Origin of the sequence: Novosphingobium soli (assembly GCF_042432915.1) — a bacterium.
In the GTDB taxonomy this organism is placed as follows: Bacteria; Pseudomonadota; Alphaproteobacteria; order Sphingomonadales; family Sphingomonadaceae; genus Novosphingobium; species Novosphingobium soli.
The window spans coordinates 213,826-238,710 of sequence record NZ_JBHLWK010000009.1 but is presented as its reverse complement, the minus strand read 5'-3'; the positions used below and the strand labels follow the sequence as shown (position 1 = coordinate 238,710).

The window sequence follows — 24,885 nt, the reverse complement described above, 5'->3', positions numbered from 1 at the left end:
CGTGGCTCTATATGAGCACGTGTTCCTGGCGCGCCAGGACCTCAGCCAGGCGCAGGTCGATGCGCTTGCCGCCACCGCCACCGAGATCGTCGAGTCGAACCAGGGCAAGGTCACCAAGACCGAGACCTGGGGTCTCAAGAATCTCGCCTACAAGATCAAGCGCAACCGCAAGGCGCACTTCGTGATGCTGAACATCGAGGCTTCGGGCGACGTCGTCGCCGAGCTCGAGCGTCAGACGCAGATCAACGAAGACGTGATCCGCTACGTGACCATCCGCGTGGACGAGCACGAAGCCGGCCCCTCGGTCATGATGCGCAAGAGCGACCGCGAGCGCACGCGTCGTCGCGAACGTGAAGGAGCCTGATCCACATGGCACGTGCATTCTTCCGCCGCCGCAAGTCCTGCCCGTTCTCGGGCAAGAACGCGCCGAAGATCGACTACAAGGACGTGCGTCTGCTGCAGGGCTTCATGTCCGAGCGTGGCAAGATCGTTCCGAGCCGCATCACCGCGGTTTCCGCCAAGAAGCAGCGTGAGCTGAGCCAGGCCATCAAGCGCGCCCGGCACATCGGCCTCCTGCCCTACATCGTCAAGTAAGGAGGGCCGGACCCATGCAGATCATCCTCCTGGAGCGCATCGAGAAGCTCGGCGCCATCGGCGACGTCGTCTCGGTCAAGGACGGTTACGCCCGTAACTACCTGCTCCCGAACAAGAAGGCCCTGCGCGCCAACGACGCGAACAAGAAGGTCTTCGAAGCCAACCGCGCCAAGATCGAGGCCGACAACGCCGAGCGCCGCACCACGGCCGAAGCGCAGTCGGGCGATGTCGAGGGCAAGCAGATCGTCCTGATCCGCGCCTCGTCGAACTCGGGTCAGCTCTATGGTTCGGTTTCGGTCCGCGACATCGTCGATGGCCTGAACGAACAGGGCGCCAACGTGTCGAAGCAGATGATCGTGCTCGAGCGCCCGATCAAGACGCTCGGCATTTTCGACGTCAAGGTCAACCTGCACCCCGAAGTTGCCGTCAACGTCAAGGTCAACGTCGCCCGTTCGGCCGACGAGGCCGACCTGCAGTCGCAGGGCGTGGACGTGATGGCCGCGATGTTCGAGCAGGACGTCTCGGGCTTCACCGAGGCCTATGACCCGAACGCCGAGCCTGGCGAGATCGCGGTCGAGGACGCCGACGAAGGCGAAGCGCAGGCCTGATCCTGCCTTCGGCACCGTCGAGGAATACAGAGGCCCTCGCTCCACCGGAGCGGGGGCCTTTCGTTTCGGGTGCCGCCTTGTGGCGAGCGGCGCAGTGATCCGCCTCATGGGCCGGCTTCTGCGTCTTCGGCCAGCGTCATCGCCCTGCCCCGGATGGCACCTATTGCACCGCAGCACGATTTGCGTAATAGGTGGCCATGCAGAAGACGAAAGAAACCCTCGCGGAATTGGTCCGCGTCTATGAAGCCGCCGTTTCCACTCTGAAGGCCGACATCGGCGCCTTCGTCGAGCACGGCACCCTTCCGCCCCACGACCGCCGCGAACAGCGCCTCTGGACCTATCCCGAGCTGCGCATCACCTATCGCGGCCACGAGCGCACCGCGCGGGCGTCCCGCGCCTTCGGTCGGCTCGAAAGCGCGGGCACCTACAGCACCACGGTTACGCGGCCCCATCTCTTCACCGACTACCTGTCCGAGCAGCTGGCGCTGATCGAGGCCGAGTACGAGGTCGAGTTCACAGTGGGCCGCTCGGCACAGGAGATCCCCTTCCCTTACGTGCTGGAAGGTGTCTCGGTGGGCGCCGTCACCCCGCAGGAACTGGCCACCCACTTCCCCAGCACCGAGCTGGCGATGATCGGCGACGAGATCGCCGACGGCACGTTCCTGTGCGGAGAGGATGAGCCGCATCCGCTGGCCCTGTTCGACGGCCTGCGCACCGACTTCAGCCTGGCGCGCCTGGCGCACTACACCGGGACCAGCCCGGAGCACTGCCAGCGCTTCATCCTGTTCACCAACTACCATCGCTACGTCGACGAGTTCGTGGACTGGGCAGGACAGCAGGTCGGCTCGGACGGCTACGTCGCCCTGTCCGGCGCGGGAGGCCTTTACCTCGACGCGCCGGCCCAGAATGCACGGGCCCGCCTGTCGGACACCGCATGGCGGCGCCACCAGATGCCCGCCTATCACCTGATCCGCGAGGATCGCTCGGGCATCACCCTCGTCAACATCGGCGTCGGTCCCTCCAACGCCAAGACGATCACCGACCACCTCGCCGTCCTCCGGCCGGAGGCCTGGCTGATGATAGGGCATTGCGGCGGCCTGCGCGAGAGCCAGCGCATCGGCGACTACGTGCTGGCCCATGCGTATTTGCGCGACGACCACGTGCTGGACCCGGTGCTGCCGCCCGAGATCCCCCTGCCCGCGATTGCCGAAGTCCAGCAGGCGCTGGCGCAGGCGGCCGAGATGGTCAGCGGCGAAGGCGGCGCCAACCTCAAGAAGCGCATGCGCACCGGAACCGTGGTCACCACCGACGATCGCAACTGGGAGCTGCGCTACACCGAATCGGCGCGCCGCTTCTCCTTGAGCCGCGCCATCGCGATCGACATGGAGAGCGCCACGATCAGCGCCCAGGGCTATCGCTTCCGCGTGCCCTACGGCACCCTGCTTTGCGTATCCGACAAGCCCTTGCATGGCGAACTGAAGCTGCCGGGCCAGGCCAACCGCTTCTACGAGGAGGCCATCGCCAGCCACCTGAAGATCGGCCTGATCTCGTGTGACCTGCTGCGCGAACAGGGAGACCGGCTGCACTCGCGCAAGCTGCGCGCCTTCAACGAGCCGCCGTTCCGGTAAGCAGGGCGACGGCTACCACAGCCAGAGCTGGCGGTTGTAGATCTCGAAGTCGGAGCTGAAAAAATTGTTGTAGGAGACGGGGAAGGTCGAGAACTCGTCCGCCCCGGGCCTCCATTTTCGCGCATTCTCCACGTCCGACGCCGAGAACATCGCAGTTCGCTCCAGCGCCGTATGGTAGCTCTTGCGGTTGCGCGTCGCGACTTGGAAGAACCCGTCCGTGTACCCCATGACCACGCAGGGATGCCTTTCCTCGACCAGCACATCGCGCCCGTCCGAAACGTAGGCCTTGGGCGATGCAGGCCGAATGGCGTGGAACACGAAGGACTTGGCCGTCTCCGTCGACCCATGGGCGCTGTAGCGTTCGTAGAAGTATCGAGCGATGAGGATCCAGGTATCCTGAGGCGCACCCTCGAACAGCTTCGGCATCTCAGATTCCCCTGCCCTGGCCCCTGACCTGGCTCCTGCCTCGGCCGCGCCGCGACGGTGCGATGGTCGCAAGCTTTCCCTGCCGCGTCCACTTCGATAAGAGCCGCATCGGCACGGCAATCTGCTGCAACATCGTGACATCCGCCGCTGCGCTCCGCCGCCTAGCACAGGCCAATGCAGCACCACCGCTCCTCCGGCACGACCGGCATGAACCGGCTGATCGCCTCCGCCTTCGGTGTCCGCCTCGTCAGCGACGTACCGGAGCGGCTGGCTCTTTCGGCATTCCGCTATCGCCCCAACGGCGCACGGCGGGAGCGGCTCGACGCGGTGCGCAGGCGTGGAACGCTGTTCATCCACGTGCCCAAGAACGCCGGCACATCGATCTGTGAGCGGCTGTACGGCTGCCAGATCAAGCACGAGACGGTCCGCTACTACGCCATGGTGGCGCCCGACCTGCTCGAACTTCCCAGCTTTGCGATCGTGCGCGATCCCGTCTGCCGCTTCCTGTCCGCCTTTGCCTATGCGCGCGCCGGAGGTACCGCGGACCGCGACGTCTCGCTGCCCTTCCGGCCGCGCTACCGCGCGTTCTCGGGCATCGACCAGGCCATCGACCATCTCGCCTGTGCCCGCAGCCCGTTCGACATCGACCACATCTTCCGCCCCCAGGCCTGGTACCTGCTCGACGCGCACGGCGCTTGCCGGGTGGAACACCTGGTGCCGTTCGAGGAGATCGACAGGCTCGAGGCCATCCTCGACGACGCGCAGCTTGCCGCATTGCCCCGGCTCAACCGCAGCCGCGCGGAAGACCGGCCAGAGCTTACTCCCAGCCAGGAGGCCTTCGTGCAGACGTTCTATGCGGCCGACTACGCGCTGCGGCACAAGGCCTTGCTCACCAGCCCGTCCGTTCGCCCGCGTTCTGCGCATCGAGCCACGCCTTGAGCGGCGCGAAGTACTCCAGCATGGGCTTCGCGCTCATCTGGCTGGTGCCCGTGAACACCTTGAGCGCCTCGGGCCACGGCCGCGACTGCCCGAGCGCCAGCATGGCCTCGAGCCTGGCACCGACCTTCTTGTCACCGTAGAAGCTGCAACGATGGAGCGGGCCCTTCCAGCCCGCCTGGCGACACGCTGCCTGATAGAACTGGAACTGCAGAATCCGCGCCAGGAAGTAGCGGGTGTAGGGCGTGTTGCCCGGTATGTGAAACTTACCACCCGGATCGAAGGCATCGTCACCCCTCGGTGCCGGCGGGGTGATGCCCTGGTACTCGAGCCGCATCCTGGTCCATTCCTTGTTGTAGTCCGCCGGCCGGATCGAACCATCGAACACGCCCCATCGCCAGCGGTCGATCAGCAGACCGAAGGGCAGGAACGCCACCTTGTCCATGGCCTGGCGCAGTAGCAGCCCGATGTCCTTGTCGGCGCTGGGCACCCGCGCCTTGTCGAGCAGGCCGATGTCGACGAGGTACTGCGGCGTGATGGAAAGGGCGATGAAATCGCCAATAGCCTCATGAAAGCCGTCGTTCGCGCCATTGAGGTACAGGTAAGGCTGCTTGTTGTAGGCGCGCTGGTAATAGTTATGCCCCAGTTCGTGGTGGATCGTGACGAAGTCGTCCGAGTTCACCTTGGTGCACATCTTGATCCGCAGGTCGTCCTTGTTGTCGACGTCCCAAGCCGAGGCGTGGCAGATCACCTCACGGTCGGCGGGCTTCACGATCATCGAGCGGACCCAGAACGTGTCCGGTAGCGGATCGAAGCCGAGGGAGGAGTAGAACCGCTCCCCGGCTCTCACCATGTCGACCGGCGTCTTGTCCTGCGCAATGAGCAGGTCGCCAATGTCGTAGCCAAGATCACCGACCCCCTGCGGGGCGACCAGCGGATAGATGTTGCCCCATTCCTGCGCCCACATGTTGCCCAGCAGGTCGGCCCGGATCGGCCCCGTCCGGGGCTGCACCGCATCGCCGTACTTCTCGTTAAGCTTGCGGCGCACGTACGTATGCAAGGCCAGGTAGAGCGGCTTGGTCTCTTCCCAGAGCCGCTGCGTCTCGGCCGCGAACTGTTCGGGCGTCATGTCGTAGCCGGAGCGCCACATGGCGCCCACGTCGGCATAGCCAAGCTCGCGCGCGCCCTGGTTGGCGATGCCGACCATTGTCTCGTAGTCGCCCTTCATGGGCTTGCCGACATTGTCGTGCCAGCTCGTCCACATCTCCGCGAACTGGGCCGGCGTGTGGCTCACGTTGCCCATCTCCGCCTCGATATCCGAACCGTTGATGGGTTTGCCGTCTAGCGTGCCCTTGCCCTTCCCATAGGTGGAGGACAGCCGCGTGGTGATTTCGCTGAGCCGCGCTGCGGCACCGGGGGTGTTCGGCGCGGGAAGCACGATCCCTTGCCGCAGGATTCCAAGCTTCCGGGCGACATCGGCGTCCAGCCCGGGCACTTTCGCGAAATGAGCGGCCTCGGCCGCGTACTTCACCTGCTTCGCGGTAAATTCACCGTTGTACTTGGCCGCGAGCGCATCGGTGTCGTCGTTGATGTAAGTGTAGTTAACCCAGTTGATGCGGGCGTTGTCGACCGAAGTGACGGCAAAGTCCTTCTCGACGTCGGCGACGAAGCGGGCGGCACCTTCGGCGCTCAGCGGATAGTCCTGAGCCGCGGCCGGCACCGCGGCGAACGACAGCGCTGCGGCCAGCGCGGTGGAGGCGAGCTTCATGAGTTGCACCTTCCTGAACCTTTTTCGATGCCGCAGACACTACGCCCCGTCGGCGCCAGATCAATATCGCCCAGGCTTTCTCCGCCCGTCCGGCGAGAATAGGAGGAGCGTCGGTCTGCTGCTTATGCCGAGCCGCAGAAATCTCGGGCAACCCTTCTTGCAGGCGGGAACGTGCTTCTAGCGTCAGCCGAAGGGCACAATTCGGTTCTCGGCGTCATGGCCGATGTCGGCTTCGCCCAGGAACGCAATGGCGTGCCGCTCGCACCAATAGCGCGCGATCTCGGCCGCGTCGGCGCCGAAGGGACGATCGTTCTCCGGCACGTCGCTTACGCGGCCCAGGCGAAGGCCGGCAACCCCGCCGAGGTGCGCGGTGAGGTGGAAGAACAGCCGGTCCACGGCGTAGAGGTACTCCGACACTTCCTCCACCATGATCACGTGCCCGGCGAGGCCCGGCATCACCCGGGTGCCACACATCATGGCCAGCGTCATCAGGTTGAACGCGACGACCGGGTGCGTTTCGACCCCCAGCGACGGCTCCATGCCGCTCGTGTCGCCGGCCAGGAACGCCAGCGTGCGGCGCACTGCGGCCGTTCCGCCGGGGCGACGGATATCGCCCGGCATCGGCGCATGGATGGGCCTGCCGACTCGTTCACGGTAGAGCGCACCCAGGAGGTAGCCGGCATCGGAATAGCCGAGGTACGCCTTTTCGCCGGCCAGGTGACCGAAGCGGGCGATGGCGGGCTCGGCAATGCGGCAGGCGCCGTAGCCGCCGCGGGCGAACCAGACGGCATCGAAGGTCGGATCGTTGGCGCAGTCCACCAAGGCATCGAGGCGCAGCTGGTCGGAGCCGGCGAAATGGCCCTCGATCGCGAAGCACTGCTCGTGGAACACCAGTTCGAGGTTGGGGAACTCTGCCGCGGCCAGCGCGACGACAGTCTGCGCGTCCTCGCGGGTAATGGGCGTCGAGGGAGCACAGACGGCGATGCGGGTCATAAGCCTCCTTCCTATCGAGGTTGTCAGGAGGGGCAAGGGCGCATACGGATTTCGCCATTATGACCGACGCGCCCGATCTTACCGCCCATCCCTGGTTCTTCTGCGGCATCGGCGGCTCGGGCATGCTGCCGCTGGCCTTGATCCTGAAAGGGCACGGCGCCGAAGTCGCAGGATCGGACCGCAGCCGCGACCAGGGGCGCACGCCCGAGAAGTTCGCCTGGCTGGAATCGCTCGGCTTCGGGCTGTACCCTCAGGACGGCGGCGGGATCACGTCCGCAGCCCAGACCCTGGTGGCTTCGGCAGCGGTTGAGGACACCGTTCCGGAGGTCGTGCGCGCGACTGAACTCGGCTGCCCGCGCATGAGCCGGGCCCAGTTGCTCGCCACCCTGTTCAACGCCGCGGAGTACGGCATGGCCGTCGGTGGAACTTCGGGCAAGTCCACTGTCACGGGAATGATCGGGTGGATCCTCACCGCGGCCGGGCGTGACCCGACGATCATGAACGGCGCGGTGATGAAGAACTTCGTCACGCCCGACTCGCCTTTCGCCAGTGCCCGGGTGGGAGGTGGCCCGGCGTTCGTCTCCGAGGTCGACGAAAGCGACGGTTCGATCGCACTGTATCGCCCGCGGGTGGCGGTGCTCGGCAACGTCAGCCTCGATCACAAGACCCTGGAGGAACTGCGGGGGCTCTTCGGCGACTTCCTGGCGCGGGCGGAGATTGCGGTCGTCAACCTCGACGATGCGGAAACCGCCGCGCTTGCTACAAGGGCGCGAGCGCAGATCACCTTCGGGATCGAGGCGGCGGCGGCGCAGATCGGGGCGGAGAGCGTCATGGAGCGCACCACCGGACTTTCCGCCACCGTGCTCGACCGCAGCGAAGGCGGTGCGGTGCCGCTCGCCCTCAAGGTGCCTGGGCGGCACAACCTCTACAACGCGCTGGCCGCCATTGCCGCGGCGCGGGCCGTCGGTGTGCCGCTGCACGAGGCGGCGGCTGCGCTGGGCTCGTTCGAGGGTCTCGCCCGCCGCTTCGATATCATCGGAACGTCGCCTTCGGGAATCACGGTGATCGACGACTTCGGGCACAACCCGGACAAAGTGTCGGCGACGCTGGCCACGCTCAAGGCGCATCCGGGCCGCGTGATCGCGTTCTTCCAGCCCCATGGCTATGGACCCCTGCGCCAGATGGGCGGGGAGCTTGCACAGGTCTTTGCGCAGCGGCTTGGTCCGGAGGACCTGACGATCCTCTGCGACCCGGTCTACTTCGGCGGCACCGTCGACCGCAGCGAAGGTAGCGCGCGCATCGTCGCCCTGATCGAAGAGGCGGGCGGACGAGCAGAGTATCTCGCGTCGCGCGCCGATTGCGGCGCACGGATCGCTGAGATCGCCCGGTCTGGGGACCGCATCGTGGTGATGGGCGCTCGGGACGATACGCTGACGACGTTCGCCCGCGACTTGCTGCACGCCCTGCCCTGATCCGCCGCAGCCCTGGGGCGCTGCGTTACGGAAGGCTCAGTGAGCCTTGCCGAACGCCTTGCTCACAAGGTGGACGAGCACCGCCACCAGAGCGCCGAGCACCAACCCCACCACCGCGGATGCCAGCGCATAGCCGAGCCAGCCGGCGACCGGCCCCAGCGGCCCGGCTGCGTGCCCCAGCGCATGTTCGATCTCGTGCGCGACGTGCGCCGGCTGCGGGAGGCCGAGTTCCTCCAGCCCGTGCAGAATGATGCCGCCGCCGACCCATAGCATCGCCACGGTGCCGACAGTGCCCAGCAGGCTGAGCACGGCCGGCATTGCCTTGAGCAGGAACCGCCCGGTCGCCTGCGCGACCGAGCCTGGCTTCTTGGCAAGGTGCAGGCCGACGTCGTCCATCTTCACGATCAGCGCCACCGCGCCATACACCGCGACCGTGATGAGCACGCCGACCAGCGCGAGCGCCACGGCGCGGGCCACGAAGCTCGCATCCTCGACCTGCGACAGCGCAATGGCCATGATCTCCGCTGACAGGATCATATCCGTGCGTACCGCGCCCGAGATCCGGGCGTTCTCGAAGGCAGCGATGTCCTGGACCGGGTCTTCCAGGGTCTCGCCGTGCTTCTCACCGCCGAGCTTCTCAATGATCTTCTCGGCACCTTCGAACGCCAGGTAGAGGCCGCCGATCATCAGGATGGGGGTGATCGCCTGCGGCAGGAAGGCGCTCAGCAGGAGCGCGATCGGCAGCAGGATGAGCAGCTTGTTGCGCAGCGAGCCCTTGGTGATCTGCCAGATGATCGGCAGCTCGCGATCCGGCGTGAAGCCGGTGACGTAACCGGGCGTCACCGCCGCATCGTCGATCACCACGCCTGCGGCCTTGGTGCCGGCCTTTGCCACACCTGCCCCGACGTCATCCAGCGAGGCGGCGGCAGCTTTGGCGATGACCGATACGTCGTCTAGCAGGGCGACAAGGCCGGAAGGCATCGAGAATCCTTTTGTTTGCAATCGCGAAGAGGAGGCATGCATGCGGGGCTTTGACCCGGCGATCAAGCGAAAGCGCCGGCGCCTGAAAACGGTTCCGGCAGCGACGCTCCGTCCACTCGATTTGCGGAGCTTAGGCCGGCAGGGCTTTTTACAGGACGCATGCTCTCAGCCAGGCGACCGGGTTCAGCCCTTTGTGCGCGTCGGTCACACAACCAACGATGGCGCCGCGGACCCGCCATCGCCGGCTCGAACCGCTGGGTGAGCTCTGGACGCGCGCGTAGCCCTGCGGGTGCTGAACAAGGCTCATCGCTGCATGCAACTGGAGATCATCTAAACCTCGCCCGCGCCGCACCCTATCTCGCCGGTGCAGCACGCCGGCGCCAGTCGGCGGCTGATCCGCTATTCTTTCCCTCAAACTCGAGGAATGTCCATGCAAGTCACAGCCTATGGCGCCCGTTCCGGCGATCGCCCGCTCGAGGCGCTCACGATCCAGCGGCGCAATGCGGGTCCGCGCGACGTCGAGATCGACATCGCCTATTGCGGCGTCTGCCACTCCGACCTGCACACCGTCCGCGACGAATGGGGCGGTACCCTCTACCCCTGTGTCCCCGGTCACGAAATCGTCGGCACCGTCCGCAGCGTCGGTCCTGAGGTGACGCGCTTCAAAGTGGGCGACACCGTCGGCGTCGGCTGTCTCGTCGACAGCTGCGGTCATTGCCACTCCTGCGAGGAGAACCTCGAGAACTACTGCGAGAACGGCTGGACCGGCACTTACAACGGCCAGACCGCCGACGAGCCTGGCCACACGCTCGGCGGGTACTCGCAGGCGATCGTCGTCGACGAGCACTTCGTCCTCGCCATCCGCCATCCCCAGGACCAACTCGCCGCGGTGGCGCCGCTGCTCTGCGCGGGGATCACGACGTACTCGCCGCTGCGCCACTGGAATGCCGGCCCCGGCAAGAAGGTCGGCGTTGTCGGCATCGGCGGCCTCGGCCACATGGCCATCAAGATCGCGCATGCCATGGGTGCCCACGTCGTCGCCTTCACCTCCACGCCGGCCAAGCGGCAGGACGCGATCGATCTGGGTGCCGACGAGGCGGTGGTTACCCGTGAGCCGGAAGAGCTGGCGGCACAGACCGGCAGCTTCGACCTCATCATCGACAGCGTGGCTGCCAGCCACGATCTCGACACCTACATCGGCCTGCTGAAGCGGGACGGAGCCCTCGTGATGCTGGGAGTGCCCGAGCATCCGCATCCCTCGCCGAACGTCGGCGGCCTGATCTTCGGTCGCAAGACCATTGCCGGCTCGCTCATCGGCGGTCTGGCGGAAACGCAGGAGATGCTCGACTTCTGCGCGGAGCACGGCATCGTCTCCGATATCGAGATGATCGACATCCAGCAGATCGACGAAGCCTACGACCGCATGCTGCGCAGCGACGTTCGTTATCGCTTCGTCATCGACAACGCGTCACTCGCAAACGCCGCCTGACGGTTCGCGCCCGCCTTTTCCGGAGACGGAAAGGCGGGCGCCAAGCCTAGGCGTTCGGCAAGCGGGATCTGGAGGGGGATGGTGCGCCCGACAGGATTCGAACCTGTGGCCCCAAGATTAGGAATCTTGTGCTCTATCCTGCTGAGCTACGGGCGCACGCCGGGGCCTCGTAGCCCGTGAGCGGCGTGATGGCAATCGTAACGCTCAGTTGGCCTGCTCGGGGGGAACGACGGGAAACGGTAGCGGCATGACGGCGATGCCTTCCTCCAGCAGTTCCTTCGCCTCCACCAGCGTCGCACGGCCATGGATGGTCTCGGCATCGCGCTCGCCGTAGTGCATGGCGCGGGCGTCCTCGACAAAGCGATCCCCCGCATCGCGCGAGGTCTTGAGAAGCTCGGCCTGCATGCGGCCTAAGGCCTGCATCAGCTGCACGGCTTGGGCTGGAAGCGGCGAATGCGCGACTGGAGCGGCGGGCGCTGGCCGCGGACGCGTGGCGGGCGGACGCGAGACATCGGGAAGCTGGTTGCCCTTGCGCGTCAGACGGGGCGCCTGGACCGCCTTGGCGACCTCGACAGAGCCGCAGTGCGGGCACGAGACCAGGCCCCGCTCCTGCTGGCGCGTGAAATCGTCCGAGGACTTGAACCAGCCCTCGAATCGATGCTGCGCGCCACTGCACTCCAAGTCGAAAACGATCATGCGCCGGCTATTTGGCGATGATGCGCCGATTGGCAAGGCTGGGAAGCTGCGCACGCACTTCGGCGATGCGAGCGGGTTCAATGTCCACGAAGCTCACTCCGGCGCGCCCGCCGTCGTCCGCCCCGCCCATATCGAGGAGCACTTCGCCCCACGGATCCACCGCGAGCGAATGGCCGTAGGTCTCCCGCCCGTCCGCGTGAACGCCGACTTGTGCGGCCGATAGCACATAGGCGCTCGCCTCCACGGCGCGGGCGCGCTGGAGCAGGTGCCAATGCGCCTTCCCGGTGGGCACCGTGAACGCTGCCGGGATGGCGATCACGTCGCAGCGCGCCTGTCCCAGCGCCTCGAATAGCCCGGGAAAGCGCACGTCATAGCAGATCGCCAGACCCAGCCGCCCCAGAGGAGTCTCGACCGTCGCCACTGCATCGCCGGCGGTATAGGCGTTGGATTCCCGCCACGATTCTCCCGAGGCAAGGTCCACGTCGAACATGTGCAGCTTGTCGTAGCGGGCGCGCACGGCGCCCTCCGCGTCGATCACGAAGGCGCGGTTGGCCCACTTGCCGTCCTCGCGCGCGATCGCCAGCGAGCCGAGATGAACCCAGAGCCCCTCTCGCCGCGCGGCCTCGCGCACGGCGGCGAGGACCACATCCTGCGCCTCGCTGCGGATGGCCGCCCCTGCACGATCCCGCTTGCGATCGAGCAGGCCGGACATTTCGGGGGTGAACAGCATGGCGGCCCCGCCAGCGCGAGCTTCGGCCATTGCGGAGACGATCGTGGCGGCGTTGGCCTCCGGGTCGATGCCGGAGGTCATCTGCAGGAGTGCGGCGCGAGGCACGGGCTCGGCTCCGACGTCAGAGGCCGAGGACGGGATCGAGCTTGCCCTGCCGGTCCAGCGCGTTGATGTCGTCGAAGCCGCCGTAGGGCTTGCCGTCTACCAGGATCTGCGGGACGGTGGTGGCCCCCGGGACGCGCTGCAGCATCTCGTCTCGGCGCGGACCGCCCATCGTCAGATCGTACTCTTCGAAGGCAACCCCCTTCTTCTCCAGCAGCGCCTTGGCAGCGACGCAATAGGGGCATCCCCACTTGGTATAGATCTCGATTTTCGGCTGGCTCATGCCTTGTTCCTTCACGAATTATTTCGGTTCGGCCGACCCTTGAAAGGCCCGGCCGCTAGCATATCTTGGGTTGCGAGTCATGGCCCGCCAGGGAATGACTCACCAGGGAGCGCCGGGTTGCCGGGCCCCTCGTACGAAGATTGCTCATTGGAGGATTTTTGTCATGAACCGTATCGATTTTGCCCCGTATCGCCGCACCATGGTCGGCTTCGACCGCCTCTTCGACATGATCGAGAACCAGGCGCGTGCGAACACCGGCGACAAGTACCCGCCCTTCAACATCGAACGCCGCGGGCAGGATGCCTATCGCATCACGCTGGCGGTCGCAGGCTTCAAGCCCGCCGATATCGACATTACCGCGCAGGCCAACCTTCTCGTCATCAAGGGCAGCAAGCCCGAGGAGAATGCCGAGGGTGAGATGCTGCACGTCGGCATCGCCCAGCGCGGCTTCGAACGGCGCTTCGAGCTCGCGGACTACGTGCGCGTCGAGAACGCAGACCTGGCCGACGGCCTCCTGGTCATCGACCTCGTCCGCGAAGTGCCCGAGGCGATGAAGCCGAAGAAGATCGCCGTGGGCGGCAACCGCCTGACCGTCGTGGAGAATGGCAGCGAAAGCGGCACGGAAGTCGCCGCAGCCTGATCCGCGCAGCGGTAGCGCTCATCCCAGCAGCGTAACGATTGGGGGGCGGTCCGGACACCGGGCCGCCCCCTTTTTGCATGGCTGCTGGCAGCGGGCTGGATGGCTGGCGCAGTTCGCCTTGATCGCTGCCAATCGGACCGCCGCCCGGTAAGCTGCGAACCGCACTTCAGATACTCAGGCCGCTTCCTCGATGCTGAGGTGGGACAGGAGCGAGGGAAAGGCGAAGTGGCCTTCAACGCCGGCCAAGTCGGCCAGCGTGGGCGCGACGGCGCGAAGCGGCACTTTTCCGGGCAGTCGCCGCGCGGCAATGCCGGGGCCCTTGATCCAGAACGCACCATCGCGGTGGTGCTTGCCGCTGCGCAGCGCCTCCAGTGGATAGAACAGATCGTAGAAGCGACGTGCTTCGTTCGATACCGAGGACGTGACCACCATGTCCTCGGCCGGCGACGTCTCGATCATGCAGCCGGCATCGAGTGTGAAACCCTGCCGGCGCGCCCACATCGGCTGGCGCCCGTCCGTAAGGCGAAGCCCCTCGATCCGCTCCGCTGCCGCGGTGGCCGCCTGCTCGCTGTCGAAGTGGAGAAGGAACTGCTGCGACATGATCGGCGCGTAAGTCCAGCCTTCGGCCACGCCAGCAAAGGCGAGCAGCGCACCGATGTCACGGTGGCGGAAGATCTGGCGCCCGCCCTCGTCTTCGTGGGTGAGCATCGGCTGCTGGCTCAGCGCCGTCACCAGGACAACGTTCCCGTGATTGCTGACGAGATCGAGTGCCTGCCCGACGATGCGATCCATGCTCCGGTAGCCTTCCAGCACCGCTCCACCGTAGATGCGCTGGTCCTCCGGCGAAGGGCGGAGCTTGAACAGTTCGGGCTCGAACTCCCGCCAGTGGAAGTGCTGGAAGTGTGCGGTGCTGTTGATGAAGAAGGTGCTGAAATGCGGCCTCTTGCTCTTCACCAAGGTGCGGAACAGGTCCCACTGCAGCCGGTCCAGTATCATCGCCCGGCGCCACTTCACGTCGCTGCTGCGCTCCTGCGCCAGCTGGCGAACGGCGGCAAGAACCGACTCCCTGGACAGTCCGTGCGAGAGCATGAAACGGCCGAAGCGGGCGAAGTCGGCCGGGGAGACGTCGGGCTTTGCGCTGTGCTCCTGGACGTAGCTGCGCACCAGGCGGATGTAGGGTTCGAAATGGCCGCAAGGCAGAGCCTGCGCGTCCGTGGCCCAGGGATCGGGCAGGAAGAAGCCCAGGAAGCCGGGCTGAACGGCGGCATTCATGCTCCCGCAGATCCAGCTGCTGCGTCCGCTGCGGCTCACCAGATCCCAGATGCGCGGCGCGGCCAGCGCACCGCCGTCGTTCAGCTGGAAGCATCCGTGCTCTGCGAAGGCGAGGCCGGTATGGACGGTGACCCACTGGATCCACGGCTCGAGATAGGGGGCGTCCTCCTCCGCATCCGTGATGGAGACGAAGGCGCTGTCTCTCAGCCGCTGGAAATGCGGGAGTTCACCGGCAGCGATGAACCGATCGAGCAACTCGGGTGCGAGTTCGTTGAACTCGAGAACGATGGTCGACAACGGCGCCTCCATGCCGGCTGGTGCATCCGGCCTAGCATGGGTCGCTCCCGACAGCAGCACCACGCCCCCTGGAGATTGCTCCGGAACGGACATGTTGCACTGCGACAAGGAGAGGCGCGCCGCCTCGGCGACGCGCTCCCGCGGTATGTCAGACCAGTCGTGCCTGCCGCAGCGCGGCCGCTACGAAACCGGCGAAGAGCGGGTGCGGTTCGAACGGACGGGACTTCAGCTCGGGATGGAACTGAACGCCTACGAACCAGGGATGGTCCGGCCGTTCCACGATCTCAGGCAGCAGACCGTCCGGCGACATGCCCGAAAAGATCAGGCCATCCCCTTCGAGCGCCTCGCGATAAGCGCCGTTGACCTCGTACCGATGCCGATGGCGTTCGCTGATCTCGTTGGCACCGTAAATCGCCGCGACGTGGCTGTTGGGCGAGAGCGCAGCGGTATAGGCGCCCACGCGCATGGTGCCGCCGAGGTCGCCGCCCTCCGCCCGGGTCTCCAGGCCGTCCTCGCTCATCCATTCGGTAATGATGCCGACCACGGGCTCGTCGGTCGGACCGAATTCGGTGGAACTCGCCTTCTCGATGCCGGCCGAACGCGCGCCCTCGATGCACGCCATCTGCATGCCGAGGCAGATCCCGAGGAAGGGAACGTGGCGCTCGCGCGCGAAGCGGACCGAGGCGATCTTGCCCTCCGTTCCCCGCTCGCCAAAGCCGCCCGGCACCAGAATGCCGTCCATCGGCTCCAGCGCGGCGGCGATCTCCGAATCCTGACGCTCGAAGACCTCGGCGTCGATCCACTTGATGTTGACCTTCACGCGGTTGGCCATGCCGCCGTGGACCAGCGCCTCGTTGAGCGACTTGTAGGCATCCTGCAGGCCGACGTACTTGCCGACGACGCCGATCGTCACCTCGCCCTCGGGATTCTGGTAGCGATCGGTGATGTCGTTCCAGCGCGCGAGGTCGGGCGCCTTCGCCTCGCCGTCCATCCCGAAGTGATGGAGCACCTCGGCGTCCAGACCCTCGCGATGGTACTGCAGCGGCACCGCGTAGATGTTGGGGGCGTCGAGCGCCTGGATCACCGCCTGGGGCCGCACGTTGCAGAACAGCGCGATCTTGCGCCGCTCGCTCTCGGGAAGCTCGCGATCGCAGCGGCACAGGAGGATATCGGGCTGGATGCCAAGGCCGGTCAGTTCGCGCACCGAGTGCTGCGTCGGCTTGGTTTTCAGCTCGCCCGCGGCGGCAATGTACGGCACCAGCGTCACGTGGACGAAGCAGGTCTGCTCGCGGCCCAACTCGTTGCGCAACTGGCGCATGGCCTCGACAAAGGGCAGGCCCTCGATGTCACCGACCGTACCGCCGATCTCGCAAAGCACGAAGTCGAGGTCTTCGGTCTCCGCAAGCGCGAAGTCCTTGATGGCGTCCGTGACGTGGGGGATCACCTGCACGGTGGCGCCCAGGTAATCGCCGCGGCGCTCCTTGGCGATGATGTCGCGGTAGATCCGGCCTGACGTGATGTTATCGGCCTGGCGCGCCGATACGCCTGTGAAGCGCTCGTAATGTCCCAGATCCAGGTCGGTCTCGGCGCCATCGTCGGTGACGAAGACCTCGCCGTGCTGGTACGGGCTCATCGTGCCCGGATCGACGTTCAGGTAAGGATCGAACTTGCGGATGCGGACCTTGTAGCCACGCGCCTGCAGCAAAGCCGCGAGGCTTGCCGCCATGAGACCCTTGCCCAGCGAGGAGACCACGCCGCCGGTGATGAAAATATGCCGCGCCATGGGAGTCGGGCCTTAAATTGCATGGGGGCCCTCAGGCAAGCGCCCGGAGCCTCATTCCACAGATCAAACACAAGGAAATGCCGTCTGACAGCGCCAGACGGCATTCCGGTTACGGTGAAGCGCTCGAGAGCGCTTGCGCGGGTTACTGCTTGGCAGCACCCGAAAGCGGGTCGGCCGGGACGTCGCCGCCGGCCGGAGCCGCGGGCGCAGGAGCCGGAGCAGCGGGATTCGCCGCGCCGCCAAGCGGGTCGACCGGCTGCGCCGGAGTTGCGGGCGCAGTATTGCGCTGCAGAGACGTGTCGATATCCCGGCCCGTGGTCTCGTTGACCGCCATGGCTGCGAGCACGATGCTCAACACCACGAAGAGAGTAGCCAGCACCGAGGTTGCCCGCGTGAGGAAATTGGCAGCGCCACGCGCGGACATCAGGCCCGAGGGGCTTCCCCCCACGCCCAGGCCGCCGCCCTCGGACTTCTGCACTAGGATGACGCCAACCAGCATGGCGGCGATTAGCGCCTGGACCACGGTCAGAAAAAGGAACATCTTCGTTTCAGCCTTCCAGCGGGGCGCCTGCCCCGCATCGTTCGCCGCGCAGATAGGCGCTCGAAGGCGAGCGCGCAACCCGGCAGGGCGGCGGCCGGTCCGGACAGCGGCCCTAGCCGCTGCCCTGCCGGCGCCAACTTGGTTTACTCGCCCAGCGAGGCAGCCGCGCCGACAATGGCGAGGAAGCTTTCTGCCGTGAGGCTGGCGCCGCCCACCAGGGCGCCGCCCACCTCGGGCACCGCCAGCAGCTCGGCCGCGTTCTCCGCCTTCACCGAGCCACCGTAGAGGATGCGCACCTCGCCCCCGCCTTCGCCGTACAACTCGACGAGCTTGCCCCGAATCGACGCGTGCATCGCCGCCACATCCTCGATCGAGGGTACGCGGCCAGTTCCGATGGCCCACACCGGCTCGTAGGCGACCGACAGCTTCTCGGGCGCGCCATCGGCTTTCGGGCAAGAGCCTTCGAGCTGCGCGCCCACTACGGCCTCGGCGTCGCCGGCATCCCGCTGGCTCTCGGTCTCGCCCACGCAAAGGATCACCGCCAGCCCAGCCGAGAGTGCCGCCTCGGCCTTGGCCTTCACATCGGCATCGCTCTCGCCGTGGTACTCGCGACGCTCGGAGTGGCCGACGATCGTGAAATCAGCGCCCGCGTCCTTGAGCATTGGCGCGGACACGTCGCCGGTGAAAGCGCCGCTGTCCTTGGCGTGACAGTCCTGCCCACCGACGCCGATCAGCTCGACCGCATCACGGACGCGGTAAAGCAGCGTCGCGGGCGGGGCGACGCCCACCTGCACCTTGGGAAAGCGCGCCGCTGCGCGATCGATGGCGCGCGCCTCGTTCAGCATGGCGCGCGTGCCGTTCATTTTCCAGTTCCCGACGATGTAAGGCAATCCGGCCATTTCAATCCCTTGATCAATGCTGGCGAACCCTCGGGAACGCCCCCGCGGCTCCCCTCGCAGACTCCCGCATCCGTTGCCGCGGACAGGGAATCAGGTCATCGCTGTTGCCCGGCAGCTAGGCCAGCCGGAGAGCAGTTGTCAAAATTCATCCATTGTTCAGGCGCAGGATTCCCACGCCTGTCGTCAGAATGCCACGGCCCTCGGATTTGCCCGAAGGTGGCGCGAGCGGCATTGCAGGAAGCGCCGGAGCCCCCTAAAGCCTGCGGCCGTTTACAGGCGAAGCTGCGGCTTCGCGAGGCAATCGCTGATCGGCACGGTTTCATGCTCAATTTCTTCCGTTCGTTCCTCAAGTCCAAGGTCGGCGCGATCGTCGGCCTGCTGGTGCTGGCCGTCATCGCCATTGCGTTCGCCAGCGGCGACATCGCCGGCCTGCGCAACTCCGGCGGCATCGGATCCGGCGGTGCGGTGGCGACCGTGGGCGACGAAAGCGTCACGCCCGACGCGCTCGACCAGGGCGCCAAGCGCGCGCTCGAACGGGTGAAGCAGCAGAGCCCCACCGCCACGATGAAGCAGCTTCTGGCAGAAGGCGGGCTCGAGCAGGTGCTGCGCGGGCTGATCGAGGGCAGCGCGTTTTCCGCCTTCGGCACCGCCCATGGCATCGCCGTCAGCGACCGCCTGGTGGATAGCGAGCTGACGCAGATCCCCGCCTTCCAGGGCGTGGACGGCAAGTTCGACCAGACCGTGTTCCGCCAGGCCCTGGCCCAACAGCGAATCTCCGAGCAGACCCTGCGCGATGACATCCGCAAGAACCTGGTGGCGCAGCAGCTGGTGGTGCCGGCGCAGATCGGGTCGTTGATGCCGCAGTTCGCGGCGCGGCGGTACGCGGCGTTGCTGGACGAGACACGCAGCGGCACCGTCGTGGCGCTGCCTTCGCTCCTGTTCGCGCCCGAAAAGCAGCCGACCGACGCGGAACTGAGCGCTTTCTACAAGAGCCACACGAGCGCTTTCGTCCGTCCCGAGCGCCGCACGATCCGCTATGCCCTGTTCAGCGACGACACGCTGAAGGCGCCCGCCGCGCCGACCCAGGCCGAAATAGCGGCGCGTTACGAGGCCAATAAGGAGGCCTTTGCGGCCAAGGACAACCGCCGCATCACCCAGCTGGTGGTGCCGACCGAGGCGGCCGCGCGCGCGATCGTGGCCGAAGTCGACAAGGGCAAGTCGTTCGAAGCCGCGGCACAGCAGAAGGGCCTGTCGGCCGCCCGGCTTGAGTTCTTTAGCCGCGAGCAGCTGTCGAGCCAGTTCTCCCCCGCCGTGGCCCAGGCCGTGTTCGCCGCGCCGCTCGGCAAGCTGACCGCACCGCAGAAAAGCGTGCTGGGCTGGCACGTCATCCGGGTGGACGAGGAGCAGAAGACCCCCGCGCGCACGCTGGACCAGGTGCGCGAGGAGATCTCCACGCAGCTCGCCGCCGAGAAGCGCCGCAAGGCGTTCACCGACACGCTCGCGAAGATCGATGAGCAGTTCGGCGACGGCGCCAACCTCAACGAAGTCGCCCAGTCGCTCGGCGGGCAGGTCCAGCGCACGCAGCCGCTGACCGCCGGCGGCGCGGTGTACATGAAGCCGGGCGAGACGATGCCGGCGGAGCTGCGGCCCGTGCTCGCCACCGCGTTCGGCATGGACCAGGAGCAGCCGCAGGTCGCCGAGCTGGAGCCGGGCAAGACCTTCGTCGTGTTCGACGTCACCGACATCCAGCCCTCCGCCCCCGCTCCGCTGGCGCAGATCCGCGACGACGTGCGTCTCGCCTGGTCCATCGACGCCGGCTCCAGGGCCGCCAAGGCCGCGGCGCTGAAGATGCAGGCCGAGATCCGCAAGGGCCGGACCATCGAGCAGGCGATCGCGGCGTCGGGCAAGAAGCTGCCCCCGCCTCAGCAGGTCTCGATGTCGCGGCCCACGCTCGCGGCGGCGCTGCAGGCGGGTCGTCCGGTCCCGCCGCCGGTCTCGCTGATGTTCCACATGTCCAAGGGCACCGTGAAGGTCCAGTCCGCGGCCGGAGAGCGCGGCTGGTTCGTGGTCCTCCTGCGCGACATCACCCCCGGCAAGGTCGAATCCGAAGCGATGATCCGCAGTGCGCAGACCGAGCTCGGCCAGCAGCTGGGCCAGGCCTACGCCACGGCCCTGGGCGCCGCCGTCCGCAAGGACGTGGGCGTGAAGCGCAACGAAGCCGCGATCAAGGCCGTGCGCGACCAGCTCGCCGGCACCGCCAACTGAGCCCGGCGCGGCAGGCAGGCATGGAGCGCCAGTCCGATCGGTCCGCGATTCTGGCCCAGCTCGCGAGCGGCGGGCCGGCGCTCGTCTGGCGCCGCCTGGTGGTGGACACCGAGACCCCGGTGGGCGTGGCCGCGAAGCTGATCGAGGACGGGCGCGGCGACTTCCTGCTCGAATCGGTCGAGGGCGGCGAGACGCGGGGGCGCTACAGCCTGCTGGGCCTCGACCCCGATCTGGTGTTCCGCGCCAGCGGGCGCGCCTGCGAGATCAACCGCAGCTGGCAATCCGACCGCGCCGCTTTCGCCCCGCTCGAGGGCGACCCGCTCACGCAGCTGCGCGCGCTGGTCAAGAGCTGCCGGTGCGATGTGCCCGAAGCCCTGCCCCGCGCGCTGGCCTGCATCGTCGGGTACTTCGGGTACGAGACCATCGGCCTGGTGGAGAAACTGCCGCGCGCACCGCAGAGCCGGCTCGAGCTGCCGGACATGCTGTTCGTGCGGCCCTCGCTGGTGCTGATCTTCGACCGGCTTTCGGACGAGCTGTTCTGCGTCGCGCCCGTGTGGCCCGGGAACGGCGACCCCGGGCAGGAGGCGGACCGTGCCGCCGAGCGGATCGACGAGGCGCTCCGCCGCCTTGCCGCACCCGCCCCGGTGCCCCTTGCCAGCCCCGTGCCCGCGATTGGGGCTGGCGCCGTGGACGCCCCCGACCTGCCGCAGCCGGTGCAGAGCGCCGTGGTGGCGCCCGACGACTATCGGGCGATGGTCCTGCGGGCCAAGGACTACATCGAGGCGGGAGACATCTTCCAGGTGGTGCTGGCGCAGCGCTTCACTTGCGCGTTCCCCCTGCCACCGCTGGCGCTCTACCGGGCGCTGCGCCGCGTGAACCCCTCGCCCTTCCTCTACTTCCTCGACCTGCCCGGCTTCGCGCTGATCGGATCCAGCCCCGAGATCCTGGTGCGCGTGCGCGAGGGCGAGGTGACCATCCGCCCGATCGCCGGCACCCGCCCGCGCGGGCGAACCGCGGCGCAGGACAAGGCGAACGAGGTCGAGCTGCTGGCCGATCCCAAGGAGCGGGCCGAGCACCTCATGCTGCTCGACCTCGGCCGCAACGACGTCGGCCGCGTCGCGGCAGCCGGGACGGTCGAGGTGACCGACAGCTACACCATCGAGCGCTACAGCCACGTCATGCACATCGTCTCCAACGTGGTCGGCCGGCTCGATACCGAGGCGCACGACGCCATCGACGCCGTGCTGGCCGGCTTCCCGGCGGGCACCGTTTCGGGCGCGCCCAAGGTCCGCGCCTGCGAGGTCATTGCCGAGCTCGAGCCCGAGACGCGCGGCCCTTACGCCGGCGGGGTGGGCTACTTCGCCCCCGACGGCTCGGTCGACAGCTGCATCGTCCTGCGCACCGGCCTGCTCAAGGACGGCGTGCTCCACGTCCAGGCCGGTGCCGGCATCGTCGCCGACAGCGATCCGGCGTACGAGCAGCGCGAGTGCGAAGCCAAGAGCGGCGCCCTCTTCGCCGCCGCCCGCGAAGCGATCCGTGTGGCGGGAGAAGCCGGGTTCGGGCAGTGAGCGGACAGTTCACGATCACCCTGGATTTCGACGAATACCTGGCCGCCAACTGGCTGATGGTGCGCCGGCGGATGCTCTGGCGAGGCGCTGCCAAGTTCGTGGCGACCACTTCCGTCCTCTATTCGCTCATGTTCATCGCCATCCGCTTCGTCGATGAGGGGCCGAGCCTGATCGGAGCGCTTTCGGAGATGGCGACCGGCGTCGCACTGGCGTTGGTCGTGATGGCGGTTCTGGGCGTCTACTGGCGCTGGTGCATTCCCAGGTCGGCACGCAAGACGTGGCCCCAGCTCCACCTCGACGGCCTGCCAACTCATCACGAGTTCGATAACCGGGGTATTCGCATCGCCAACGAGCTGGGCAGCTCGAATCTCGAATGGCAGATGCTGTCGAGCTGGACCGAAGACGAGCGGCTCTTGCTGATGTTCCGGACCAAGGCGATGTTCCATGCGGTGCCCAAGGCCCAGGTCCCGGCCGATCGCCTGGCCGCCTTGCGTGCGGAACTCGTCCGCGCCGGCGTGGCGACCCGGTGCTGAGGGCCGGCCTCGCGTGCGCGGGGGCCGCCCTCCTTCTCGCCGCCTGCTCCTCCGACGCCGCGCCGGACCGCACCGCGCCGCCCCCGCCGCCCTGCGAGGGTGCGACGTTCGAGGGCACGAGCTTCACCCACTGCACCGCCGTCCCCGGGCGCCACGCCATCCATGCGGTGCTCGGCCCCAAGGGCGGTGCGCCTTACCGCAGCCTGTCGCAGCTTGCGGTCGACCGCCCGGCCAGGAGCCCCGAGGTCGCCTTCGCCACCAATGGCGGCATGTTCGACGCCGAGGGCCTGCCCATCGGCTACTACGTCGAGGAAGGCCGCAAGCTCCACGCGCTCAACACCAAGGAAGGCTGGGGCAACTTCCACCTGCTCCCCAACGGCGTGTTCTACGGCGATGCCGGAGGAAGCTGGCACGTGCGCACCACGCAGGACTTCGCGAAGTCCGTGACCGACCGGCCGGACTTCGGCACCCAGTCCGGCCCGATGCTGGTGATTGGCGGGAAGCTGCACCCCGGGATCGACGCCAACGGCGCCTCGCTCAAGCTGCGCAACGGCGTCGGCGTCGACGCCAAGGGGCGGGCCCACTTCGTTATCTCGGACGAGCCGGTCTCGTTCGGCCGGCTCGCACGCTACTTCCGCGATCGCCTGCGCTGCCCCAACGCGCTGTTCCTCGACGGCAGCGTCTCCTCGCTCTGGGACCCGGAGCACGGACGGGTGGACGGCGGGCCGCCGCTCGGGCCCTTGATCGTCGTGGAGAAAACGGCAATGGGCGGGAAAACTGGGACGAAACCATGATCCTCGTCATCGACAACTACGACAGCTTCACCTGGAACCTGGTCCACTACCTGATGGAACTGGGCACGAAGGTGGAGGTGGTGCGCAACGATGCGCTCTCCGCCGGCCAGGCGATCGCCAGCGGCGCCAGCGGCTTCCTGCTCTCGCCCGGCCCTTGCACGCCCAACGAGGCCGGCATCAGCCTGGACCTGGTGGGCGCCGCGGCCGACGCGGGCAAGCCGCTGCTGGGCGTGTGCCTGGGCCATCAGTCGATCGGCCAGTACTTCGGCGGCAAGGTCGTTCGCGGGGGACTGATGCACGGCAAGACCTCGCCCGTGACGCACGACGGGTCCGGCGTCTTCGCCGGTCTGCCCTCGCCCTTCACCGCCACGCGCTACCACTCGCTGATCGTCGACGACATCCCGGAGCAGCTCGTCGTCAACGCGCGCTCCGACGACGGCCACGTGATGGGCTTCCGCCATGCGAGCCTGCCGATCCACGGCGTGCAGTTCCACCCCGAGAGCATCGCCACCGAGCACGGCCATGCGATGCTGGCGAACTTCCTGAACGCCTGCGGGCTCGAGGCGAAGCACCCCGAGCGGCCGGCGGCGGCATGATCCTTCCCGACCCGCAGCACCCCATCGCCGAGGACGAGGCGGAAGCCGCCTTCGGTGCCCTGCTGGACGGCGAAGTTCCCGAGGAGGAGGTCGCCGGCTTCCTCATCGCGCTGGCCGAGCGGGGGGAGACCGCGAGCGAGATCGCCGGCGCCGCCCGCGCGATGCGGACGCGCATGGTCGCGGTCCGGGCGCCCGAGAACGCCATCGACGTCTGCGGGACGGGCGGCGACGGCTACCACACGCTCAACGTCTCCACCGCGGTGTCGCTCGTCGTCGCCGCGGCGGGCGTGCCGGTCGCCAAGCACGGCAATCGCGCCGCCAGTTCCAAGTCGGGCGCGGCGGACACGCTGGAGGCGCTCGGCCTCGATCTCGACCGCGCGGTGGAGACCGCCGAATCGACGCTGTCCGAGATCGGCATCGGCTTCCTCTTCGCCGCGCGCCATCACCCGGCGATGGCGCGCCTGATGCCGCTGCGCCGGTCGCTGGGCCGTCGCACGATCTTCAACCTGATGGGACCGCTCGCCAATCCCGCGCAGGTGCGCCGCCAGCTGGTGGGCATCGCCCGGCCCGCCTACGTCCCGATCTATGCCGACGCGCTGCTGCGCCTGGGCACCGACCACTCGATGGTGGTCTCGGGCGACGAAGGACTGGACGAGCTGAGCCTGGCCGGCGGCAACGAGGTCGCCGACGTGCGCGGCGGCGAGCTGTCGATGCGGCGCGTGACCCCGCAGGAGGCGGGCCTGGCCGCCGCTCCGGTGGAGGCGATCCGCGGCGGCGATCCGGCGCACAACGCGCAGGCGCTCCATGCGCTGCTGATGGGCGAGCGCGGCGCGTACCGCGATGCCGTGCTGCTCAATGCCGCCGCTGCCCTGCTCGTCGCCGGAGAGGTCGCGAGCTGGGCCGAGGGGGTCGAGGAAGCGGCGGAGACGATCGACAAGGGCCTGGCCAAGGGCCTGCTCGACTGCTGGATCGCCGCGACCCGCGGCTGACG

The 24,885-nt window shown here is 67.5% G+C and carries 25 protein-coding genes and 1 tRNA gene; 14 read left to right on the top strand and 12 right to left on the bottom strand.

What is annotated here, in order from left to right:
- Position 1 precedes the first annotated feature (1 nt).
- The 4 genes from rpsF (at position 2) to ACFFJC_RS06535 (ending at position 2,830) form a co-directional block, all read left to right on the top strand.
- A complete protein-coding gene (gene rpsF, locus ACFFJC_RS06550; protein WP_379486688.1) occupies positions 2-364 on the top strand; it encodes a 30S ribosomal protein S6 in 363 nt (120 codons plus the stop codon).
- Positions 365-369: 5 nt separating this feature from the next.
- Positions 370-594 (top strand): 30S ribosomal protein S18, encoded by a 225-nt coding sequence (gene rpsR, locus ACFFJC_RS06545; protein ID WP_091145241.1) that lies wholly within the window; start codon positions 370-372, stop codon positions 592-594.
- Positions 595-608: 14 nt separating this feature from the next.
- Positions 609-1,202, top strand: coding sequence for a 50S ribosomal protein L9 (gene rplI, locus ACFFJC_RS06540; protein ID WP_379486687.1), 594 nt, complete (start codon positions 609-611; stop codon positions 1,200-1,202).
- Positions 1,203-1,399: 197 nt separating this feature from the next.
- Complete coding sequence (locus ACFFJC_RS06535) at positions 1,400-2,830, top strand: AMP nucleosidase (RefSeq protein ID WP_379486686.1); 1,431 nt, start codon at positions 1,400-1,402, stop codon at positions 2,828-2,830.
- Positions 2,831-2,842: 12 nt separating this feature from the next.
- On the opposite strand, the gene ACFFJC_RS06530 is transcribed toward ACFFJC_RS06535, so the two are convergent.
- Entirely contained in the window at positions 2,843-3,256 is a 414-nt protein-coding gene (locus ACFFJC_RS06530; RefSeq protein WP_379486685.1) for a hypothetical protein, read from the bottom strand.
- 174 nt (positions 3,257-3,430) lie between these two features.
- On the opposite strand from ACFFJC_RS06530, the gene ACFFJC_RS06525 reads away from it, so the two are divergent.
- A complete protein-coding gene (locus ACFFJC_RS06525) occupies positions 3,431-4,195 on the top strand; it encodes a sulfotransferase family protein (protein ID WP_379486684.1) in 765 nt (254 codons plus the stop codon).
- Here the strand turns inward: ACFFJC_RS06525 and ACFFJC_RS06520 are convergent.
- Entirely contained in the window at positions 4,146-5,960 is a 1,815-nt protein-coding gene (locus tag ACFFJC_RS06520) for a M2 family metallopeptidase (protein ID WP_379486683.1), read from the bottom strand. The two genes, ACFFJC_RS06525 and ACFFJC_RS06520, sit on opposite strands and share 50 nt — an antisense overlap.
- A 183-nt stretch (positions 5,961-6,143) precedes the next feature.
- A complete protein-coding gene (locus ACFFJC_RS06515; protein ID WP_379486682.1) occupies positions 6,144-6,953 on the bottom strand; it encodes an LD-carboxypeptidase in 810 nt (269 codons plus the stop codon).
- A 59-nt stretch (positions 6,954-7,012) separates the two neighbouring features.
- Here ACFFJC_RS06515 and ACFFJC_RS06510 point away from each other — a divergent pair, with 59 nt between their 5' ends.
- Positions 7,013-8,425, top strand: coding sequence for a Mur ligase family protein (locus tag ACFFJC_RS06510; RefSeq protein WP_379486681.1), 1,413 nt, complete (start codon positions 7,013-7,015; stop codon positions 8,423-8,425).
- A 36-nt stretch (positions 8,426-8,461) separates the two neighbouring features.
- Here ACFFJC_RS06510 and ACFFJC_RS06505 read toward each other — a convergent pair whose 3' ends face one another.
- The gene (locus ACFFJC_RS06505) at positions 8,462-9,406 is read right to left on the bottom strand and encodes a DUF808 domain-containing protein (RefSeq protein WP_379486680.1); all 945 of its coding nucleotides are present in this window, start codon (positions 9,404-9,406) and stop codon (positions 8,462-8,464) included.
- 430 nt (positions 9,407-9,836) lie between these two features.
- Here ACFFJC_RS06505 and ACFFJC_RS06500 point away from each other — a divergent pair, with 430 nt between their 5' ends.
- Positions 9,837-10,895 carry an NAD(P)-dependent alcohol dehydrogenase gene (locus ACFFJC_RS06500; protein ID WP_379486679.1) on the top strand — a complete coding sequence of 353 codons (1,059 nt, stop codon included), beginning with the start codon at positions 9,837-9,839 and terminating at the stop codon, positions 10,893-10,895.
- A gap of 79 nt (positions 10,896-10,974) precedes the next feature.
- Here the strand turns inward: ACFFJC_RS06500 and ACFFJC_RS06495 are convergent.
- The 4 genes from ACFFJC_RS06495 to grxC all read right to left on the bottom strand — a co-directional run bounded on the left by ACFFJC_RS06495 (position 10,975) and on the right by grxC (position 12,706).
- Positions 10,975-11,051: transfer RNA gene (locus tag ACFFJC_RS06495), tRNA-Arg, on the bottom strand.
- Between the two features lie 48 nt (positions 11,052-11,099).
- A complete protein-coding gene (locus ACFFJC_RS06490) occupies positions 11,100-11,591 on the bottom strand; it encodes a DUF1178 family protein (protein ID WP_379486678.1) in 492 nt (163 codons plus the stop codon).
- 7 nt (positions 11,592-11,598) lie between these two features.
- On the bottom strand, positions 11,599-12,426 hold the full coding sequence (locus tag ACFFJC_RS06485; RefSeq protein ID WP_379486677.1) for a carbon-nitrogen hydrolase family protein: 828 nt from the start codon (positions 12,424-12,426) through the stop codon (positions 11,599-11,601).
- Between the two features lie 16 nt (positions 12,427-12,442).
- Complete coding sequence (gene grxC, locus ACFFJC_RS06480) at positions 12,443-12,706, bottom strand: glutaredoxin 3 (RefSeq protein ID WP_379486676.1); 264 nt, start codon at positions 12,704-12,706, stop codon at positions 12,443-12,445.
- Between the two features lie 163 nt (positions 12,707-12,869).
- Between grxC and ACFFJC_RS06475 the strand changes: the two genes are divergently transcribed.
- Positions 12,870-13,346, top strand: a complete 477-nt coding sequence (locus ACFFJC_RS06475; protein ID WP_379486675.1) for an Hsp20 family protein — start codon at positions 12,870-12,872, stop codon at positions 13,344-13,346.
- 174 nt (positions 13,347-13,520) lie between these two features.
- On the opposite strand, the gene ACFFJC_RS06470 is transcribed toward ACFFJC_RS06475, so the two are convergent.
- The 4 genes from ACFFJC_RS06470 to tpiA all read right to left on the bottom strand — a co-directional run bounded on the left by ACFFJC_RS06470 (position 13,521) and on the right by tpiA (position 18,138).
- On the bottom strand, positions 13,521-14,915 hold the full coding sequence (locus ACFFJC_RS06470) for a hypothetical protein (protein WP_379486674.1): 1,395 nt from the start codon (positions 14,913-14,915) through the stop codon (positions 13,521-13,523).
- A 148-nt stretch (positions 14,916-15,063) separates the two neighbouring features.
- Entirely contained in the window at positions 15,064-16,698 is a 1,635-nt protein-coding gene (pyrG, locus tag ACFFJC_RS06465; RefSeq protein ID WP_379486673.1) for a CTP synthase, read from the bottom strand.
- 142 nt (positions 16,699-16,840) lie between these two features.
- Positions 16,841-17,239 carry a preprotein translocase subunit SecG gene (secG, locus tag ACFFJC_RS06460; protein WP_379486672.1) on the bottom strand — a complete coding sequence of 133 codons (399 nt, stop codon included), beginning with the start codon at positions 17,237-17,239 and terminating at the stop codon, positions 16,841-16,843.
- A gap of 143 nt (positions 17,240-17,382) precedes the next feature.
- Positions 17,383-18,138, bottom strand: a complete 756-nt coding sequence (gene tpiA, locus ACFFJC_RS06455) for a triose-phosphate isomerase (protein WP_379486671.1) — start codon at positions 18,136-18,138, stop codon at positions 17,383-17,385.
- A gap of 321 nt (positions 18,139-18,459) precedes the next feature.
- On the opposite strand from tpiA, the gene ACFFJC_RS06450 reads away from it, so the two are divergent.
- Genes ACFFJC_RS06450 through trpD form a run of 6 tightly spaced genes read left to right on the top strand, consistent with a single transcriptional unit; the run spans position 18,460 to position 24,883 of the window.
- Positions 18,460-20,403: a peptidylprolyl isomerase gene (locus ACFFJC_RS06450; RefSeq protein ID WP_379486670.1), complete on the top strand. Its 1,944-nt coding sequence runs from the start codon at positions 18,460-18,462 to the stop codon at positions 20,401-20,403.
- A gap of 20 nt (positions 20,404-20,423) precedes the next feature.
- Complete coding sequence (locus ACFFJC_RS06445) at positions 20,424-21,971, top strand: anthranilate synthase component I family protein (RefSeq protein WP_379486669.1); 1,548 nt, start codon at positions 20,424-20,426, stop codon at positions 21,969-21,971.
- Entirely contained in the window at positions 21,968-22,504 is a 537-nt protein-coding gene (locus ACFFJC_RS06440; RefSeq protein WP_379486668.1) for a YcxB family protein, read from the top strand. Before ACFFJC_RS06445 ends, ACFFJC_RS06440 begins: the two co-directional genes overlap by 4 nt.
- Positions 22,498-23,298 (top strand): phosphodiester glycosidase family protein, encoded by an 801-nt coding sequence (locus ACFFJC_RS06435; protein ID WP_379486667.1) that lies wholly within the window; start codon positions 22,498-22,500, stop codon positions 23,296-23,298. The genes ACFFJC_RS06440 and ACFFJC_RS06435 overlap by 7 nt, the downstream gene beginning before the upstream one ends.
- Positions 23,295-23,894: an anthranilate synthase component II gene (locus tag ACFFJC_RS06430; protein ID WP_379486666.1), complete on the top strand. Its 600-nt coding sequence runs from the start codon at positions 23,295-23,297 to the stop codon at positions 23,892-23,894. The genes ACFFJC_RS06435 and ACFFJC_RS06430 overlap by 4 nt, the downstream gene beginning before the upstream one ends.
- On the top strand, positions 23,891-24,883 hold the full coding sequence (gene trpD / locus ACFFJC_RS06425) for an anthranilate phosphoribosyltransferase (RefSeq protein ID WP_379486665.1): 993 nt from the start codon (positions 23,891-23,893) through the stop codon (positions 24,881-24,883). Before ACFFJC_RS06430 ends, trpD begins: the two co-directional genes overlap by 4 nt.
- Positions 24,884-24,885: the final 2 nt, after the last annotated feature.

Excerpts from the sequence above, each read along its gene's own strand:
- rpsR (WP_091145241.1), top strand. The coding sequence starts at position 370 with ATGGCACGTGCATTCTTCCGCCGCCGCAAGTCCTGCCCGTTCTCGGGC.
- rplI (WP_379486687.1), top strand. The coding sequence starts at position 609 with ATGCAGATCATCCTCCTGGAGCGCATCGAGAAGCTCGGCGCCATCGGC.
- ACFFJC_RS06535 (WP_379486686.1), top strand. The coding sequence starts at position 1,400 with ATGCAGAAGACGAAAGAAACCCTCGCGGAATTGGTCCGCGTCTATGAA.
- ACFFJC_RS06530 (WP_379486685.1), bottom strand. The coding sequence starts at position 3,256 with ATGCCGAAGCTGTTCGAGGGTGCGCCTCAGGATACCTGGATCCTCATC.
- ACFFJC_RS06525 (WP_379486684.1), top strand. The coding sequence starts at position 3,431 with ATGCAGCACCACCGCTCCTCCGGCACGACCGGCATGAACCGGCTGATC.
- ACFFJC_RS06520 (WP_379486683.1), bottom strand. The coding sequence starts at position 5,960 with ATGAAGCTCGCCTCCACCGCGCTGGCCGCAGCGCTGTCGTTCGCCGCG.
- ACFFJC_RS06515 (WP_379486682.1), bottom strand. The coding sequence starts at position 6,953 with ATGACCCGCATCGCCGTCTGTGCTCCCTCGACGCCCATTACCCGCGAG.
- ACFFJC_RS06510 (WP_379486681.1), top strand. The coding sequence starts at position 7,013 with ATGACCGACGCGCCCGATCTTACCGCCCATCCCTGGTTCTTCTGCGGC.
- ACFFJC_RS06505 (WP_379486680.1), bottom strand. The coding sequence starts at position 9,406 with ATGCCTTCCGGCCTTGTCGCCCTGCTAGACGACGTATCGGTCATCGCC.
- ACFFJC_RS06500 (WP_379486679.1), top strand. The coding sequence starts at position 9,837 with ATGCAAGTCACAGCCTATGGCGCCCGTTCCGGCGATCGCCCGCTCGAG.
- ACFFJC_RS06490 (WP_379486678.1), bottom strand. The coding sequence starts at position 11,591 with ATGATCGTTTTCGACTTGGAGTGCAGTGGCGCGCAGCATCGATTCGAG.
- grxC (WP_379486676.1), bottom strand. The coding sequence starts at position 12,706 with ATGAGCCAGCCGAAAATCGAGATCTATACCAAGTGGGGATGCCCCTAT.
- ACFFJC_RS06475 (WP_379486675.1), top strand. The coding sequence starts at position 12,870 with ATGAACCGTATCGATTTTGCCCCGTATCGCCGCACCATGGTCGGCTTC.
- pyrG (WP_379486673.1), bottom strand. The coding sequence starts at position 16,698 with ATGGCGCGGCATATTTTCATCACCGGCGGCGTGGTCTCCTCGCTGGGC.
- secG (WP_379486672.1), bottom strand. The coding sequence starts at position 17,239 with ATGTTCCTTTTTCTGACCGTGGTCCAGGCGCTAATCGCCGCCATGCTG.
- tpiA (WP_379486671.1), bottom strand. The coding sequence starts at position 18,138 with ATGGCCGGATTGCCTTACATCGTCGGGAACTGGAAAATGAACGGCACG.
- ACFFJC_RS06450 (WP_379486670.1), top strand. The coding sequence starts at position 18,460 with ATGCTCAATTTCTTCCGTTCGTTCCTCAAGTCCAAGGTCGGCGCGATC.
- ACFFJC_RS06445 (WP_379486669.1), top strand. The coding sequence starts at position 20,424 with ATGGAGCGCCAGTCCGATCGGTCCGCGATTCTGGCCCAGCTCGCGAGC.
- ACFFJC_RS06430 (WP_379486666.1), top strand. The coding sequence starts at position 23,295 with ATGATCCTCGTCATCGACAACTACGACAGCTTCACCTGGAACCTGGTC.
- trpD (WP_379486665.1), top strand. The coding sequence starts at position 23,891 with ATGATCCTTCCCGACCCGCAGCACCCCATCGCCGAGGACGAGGCGGAA.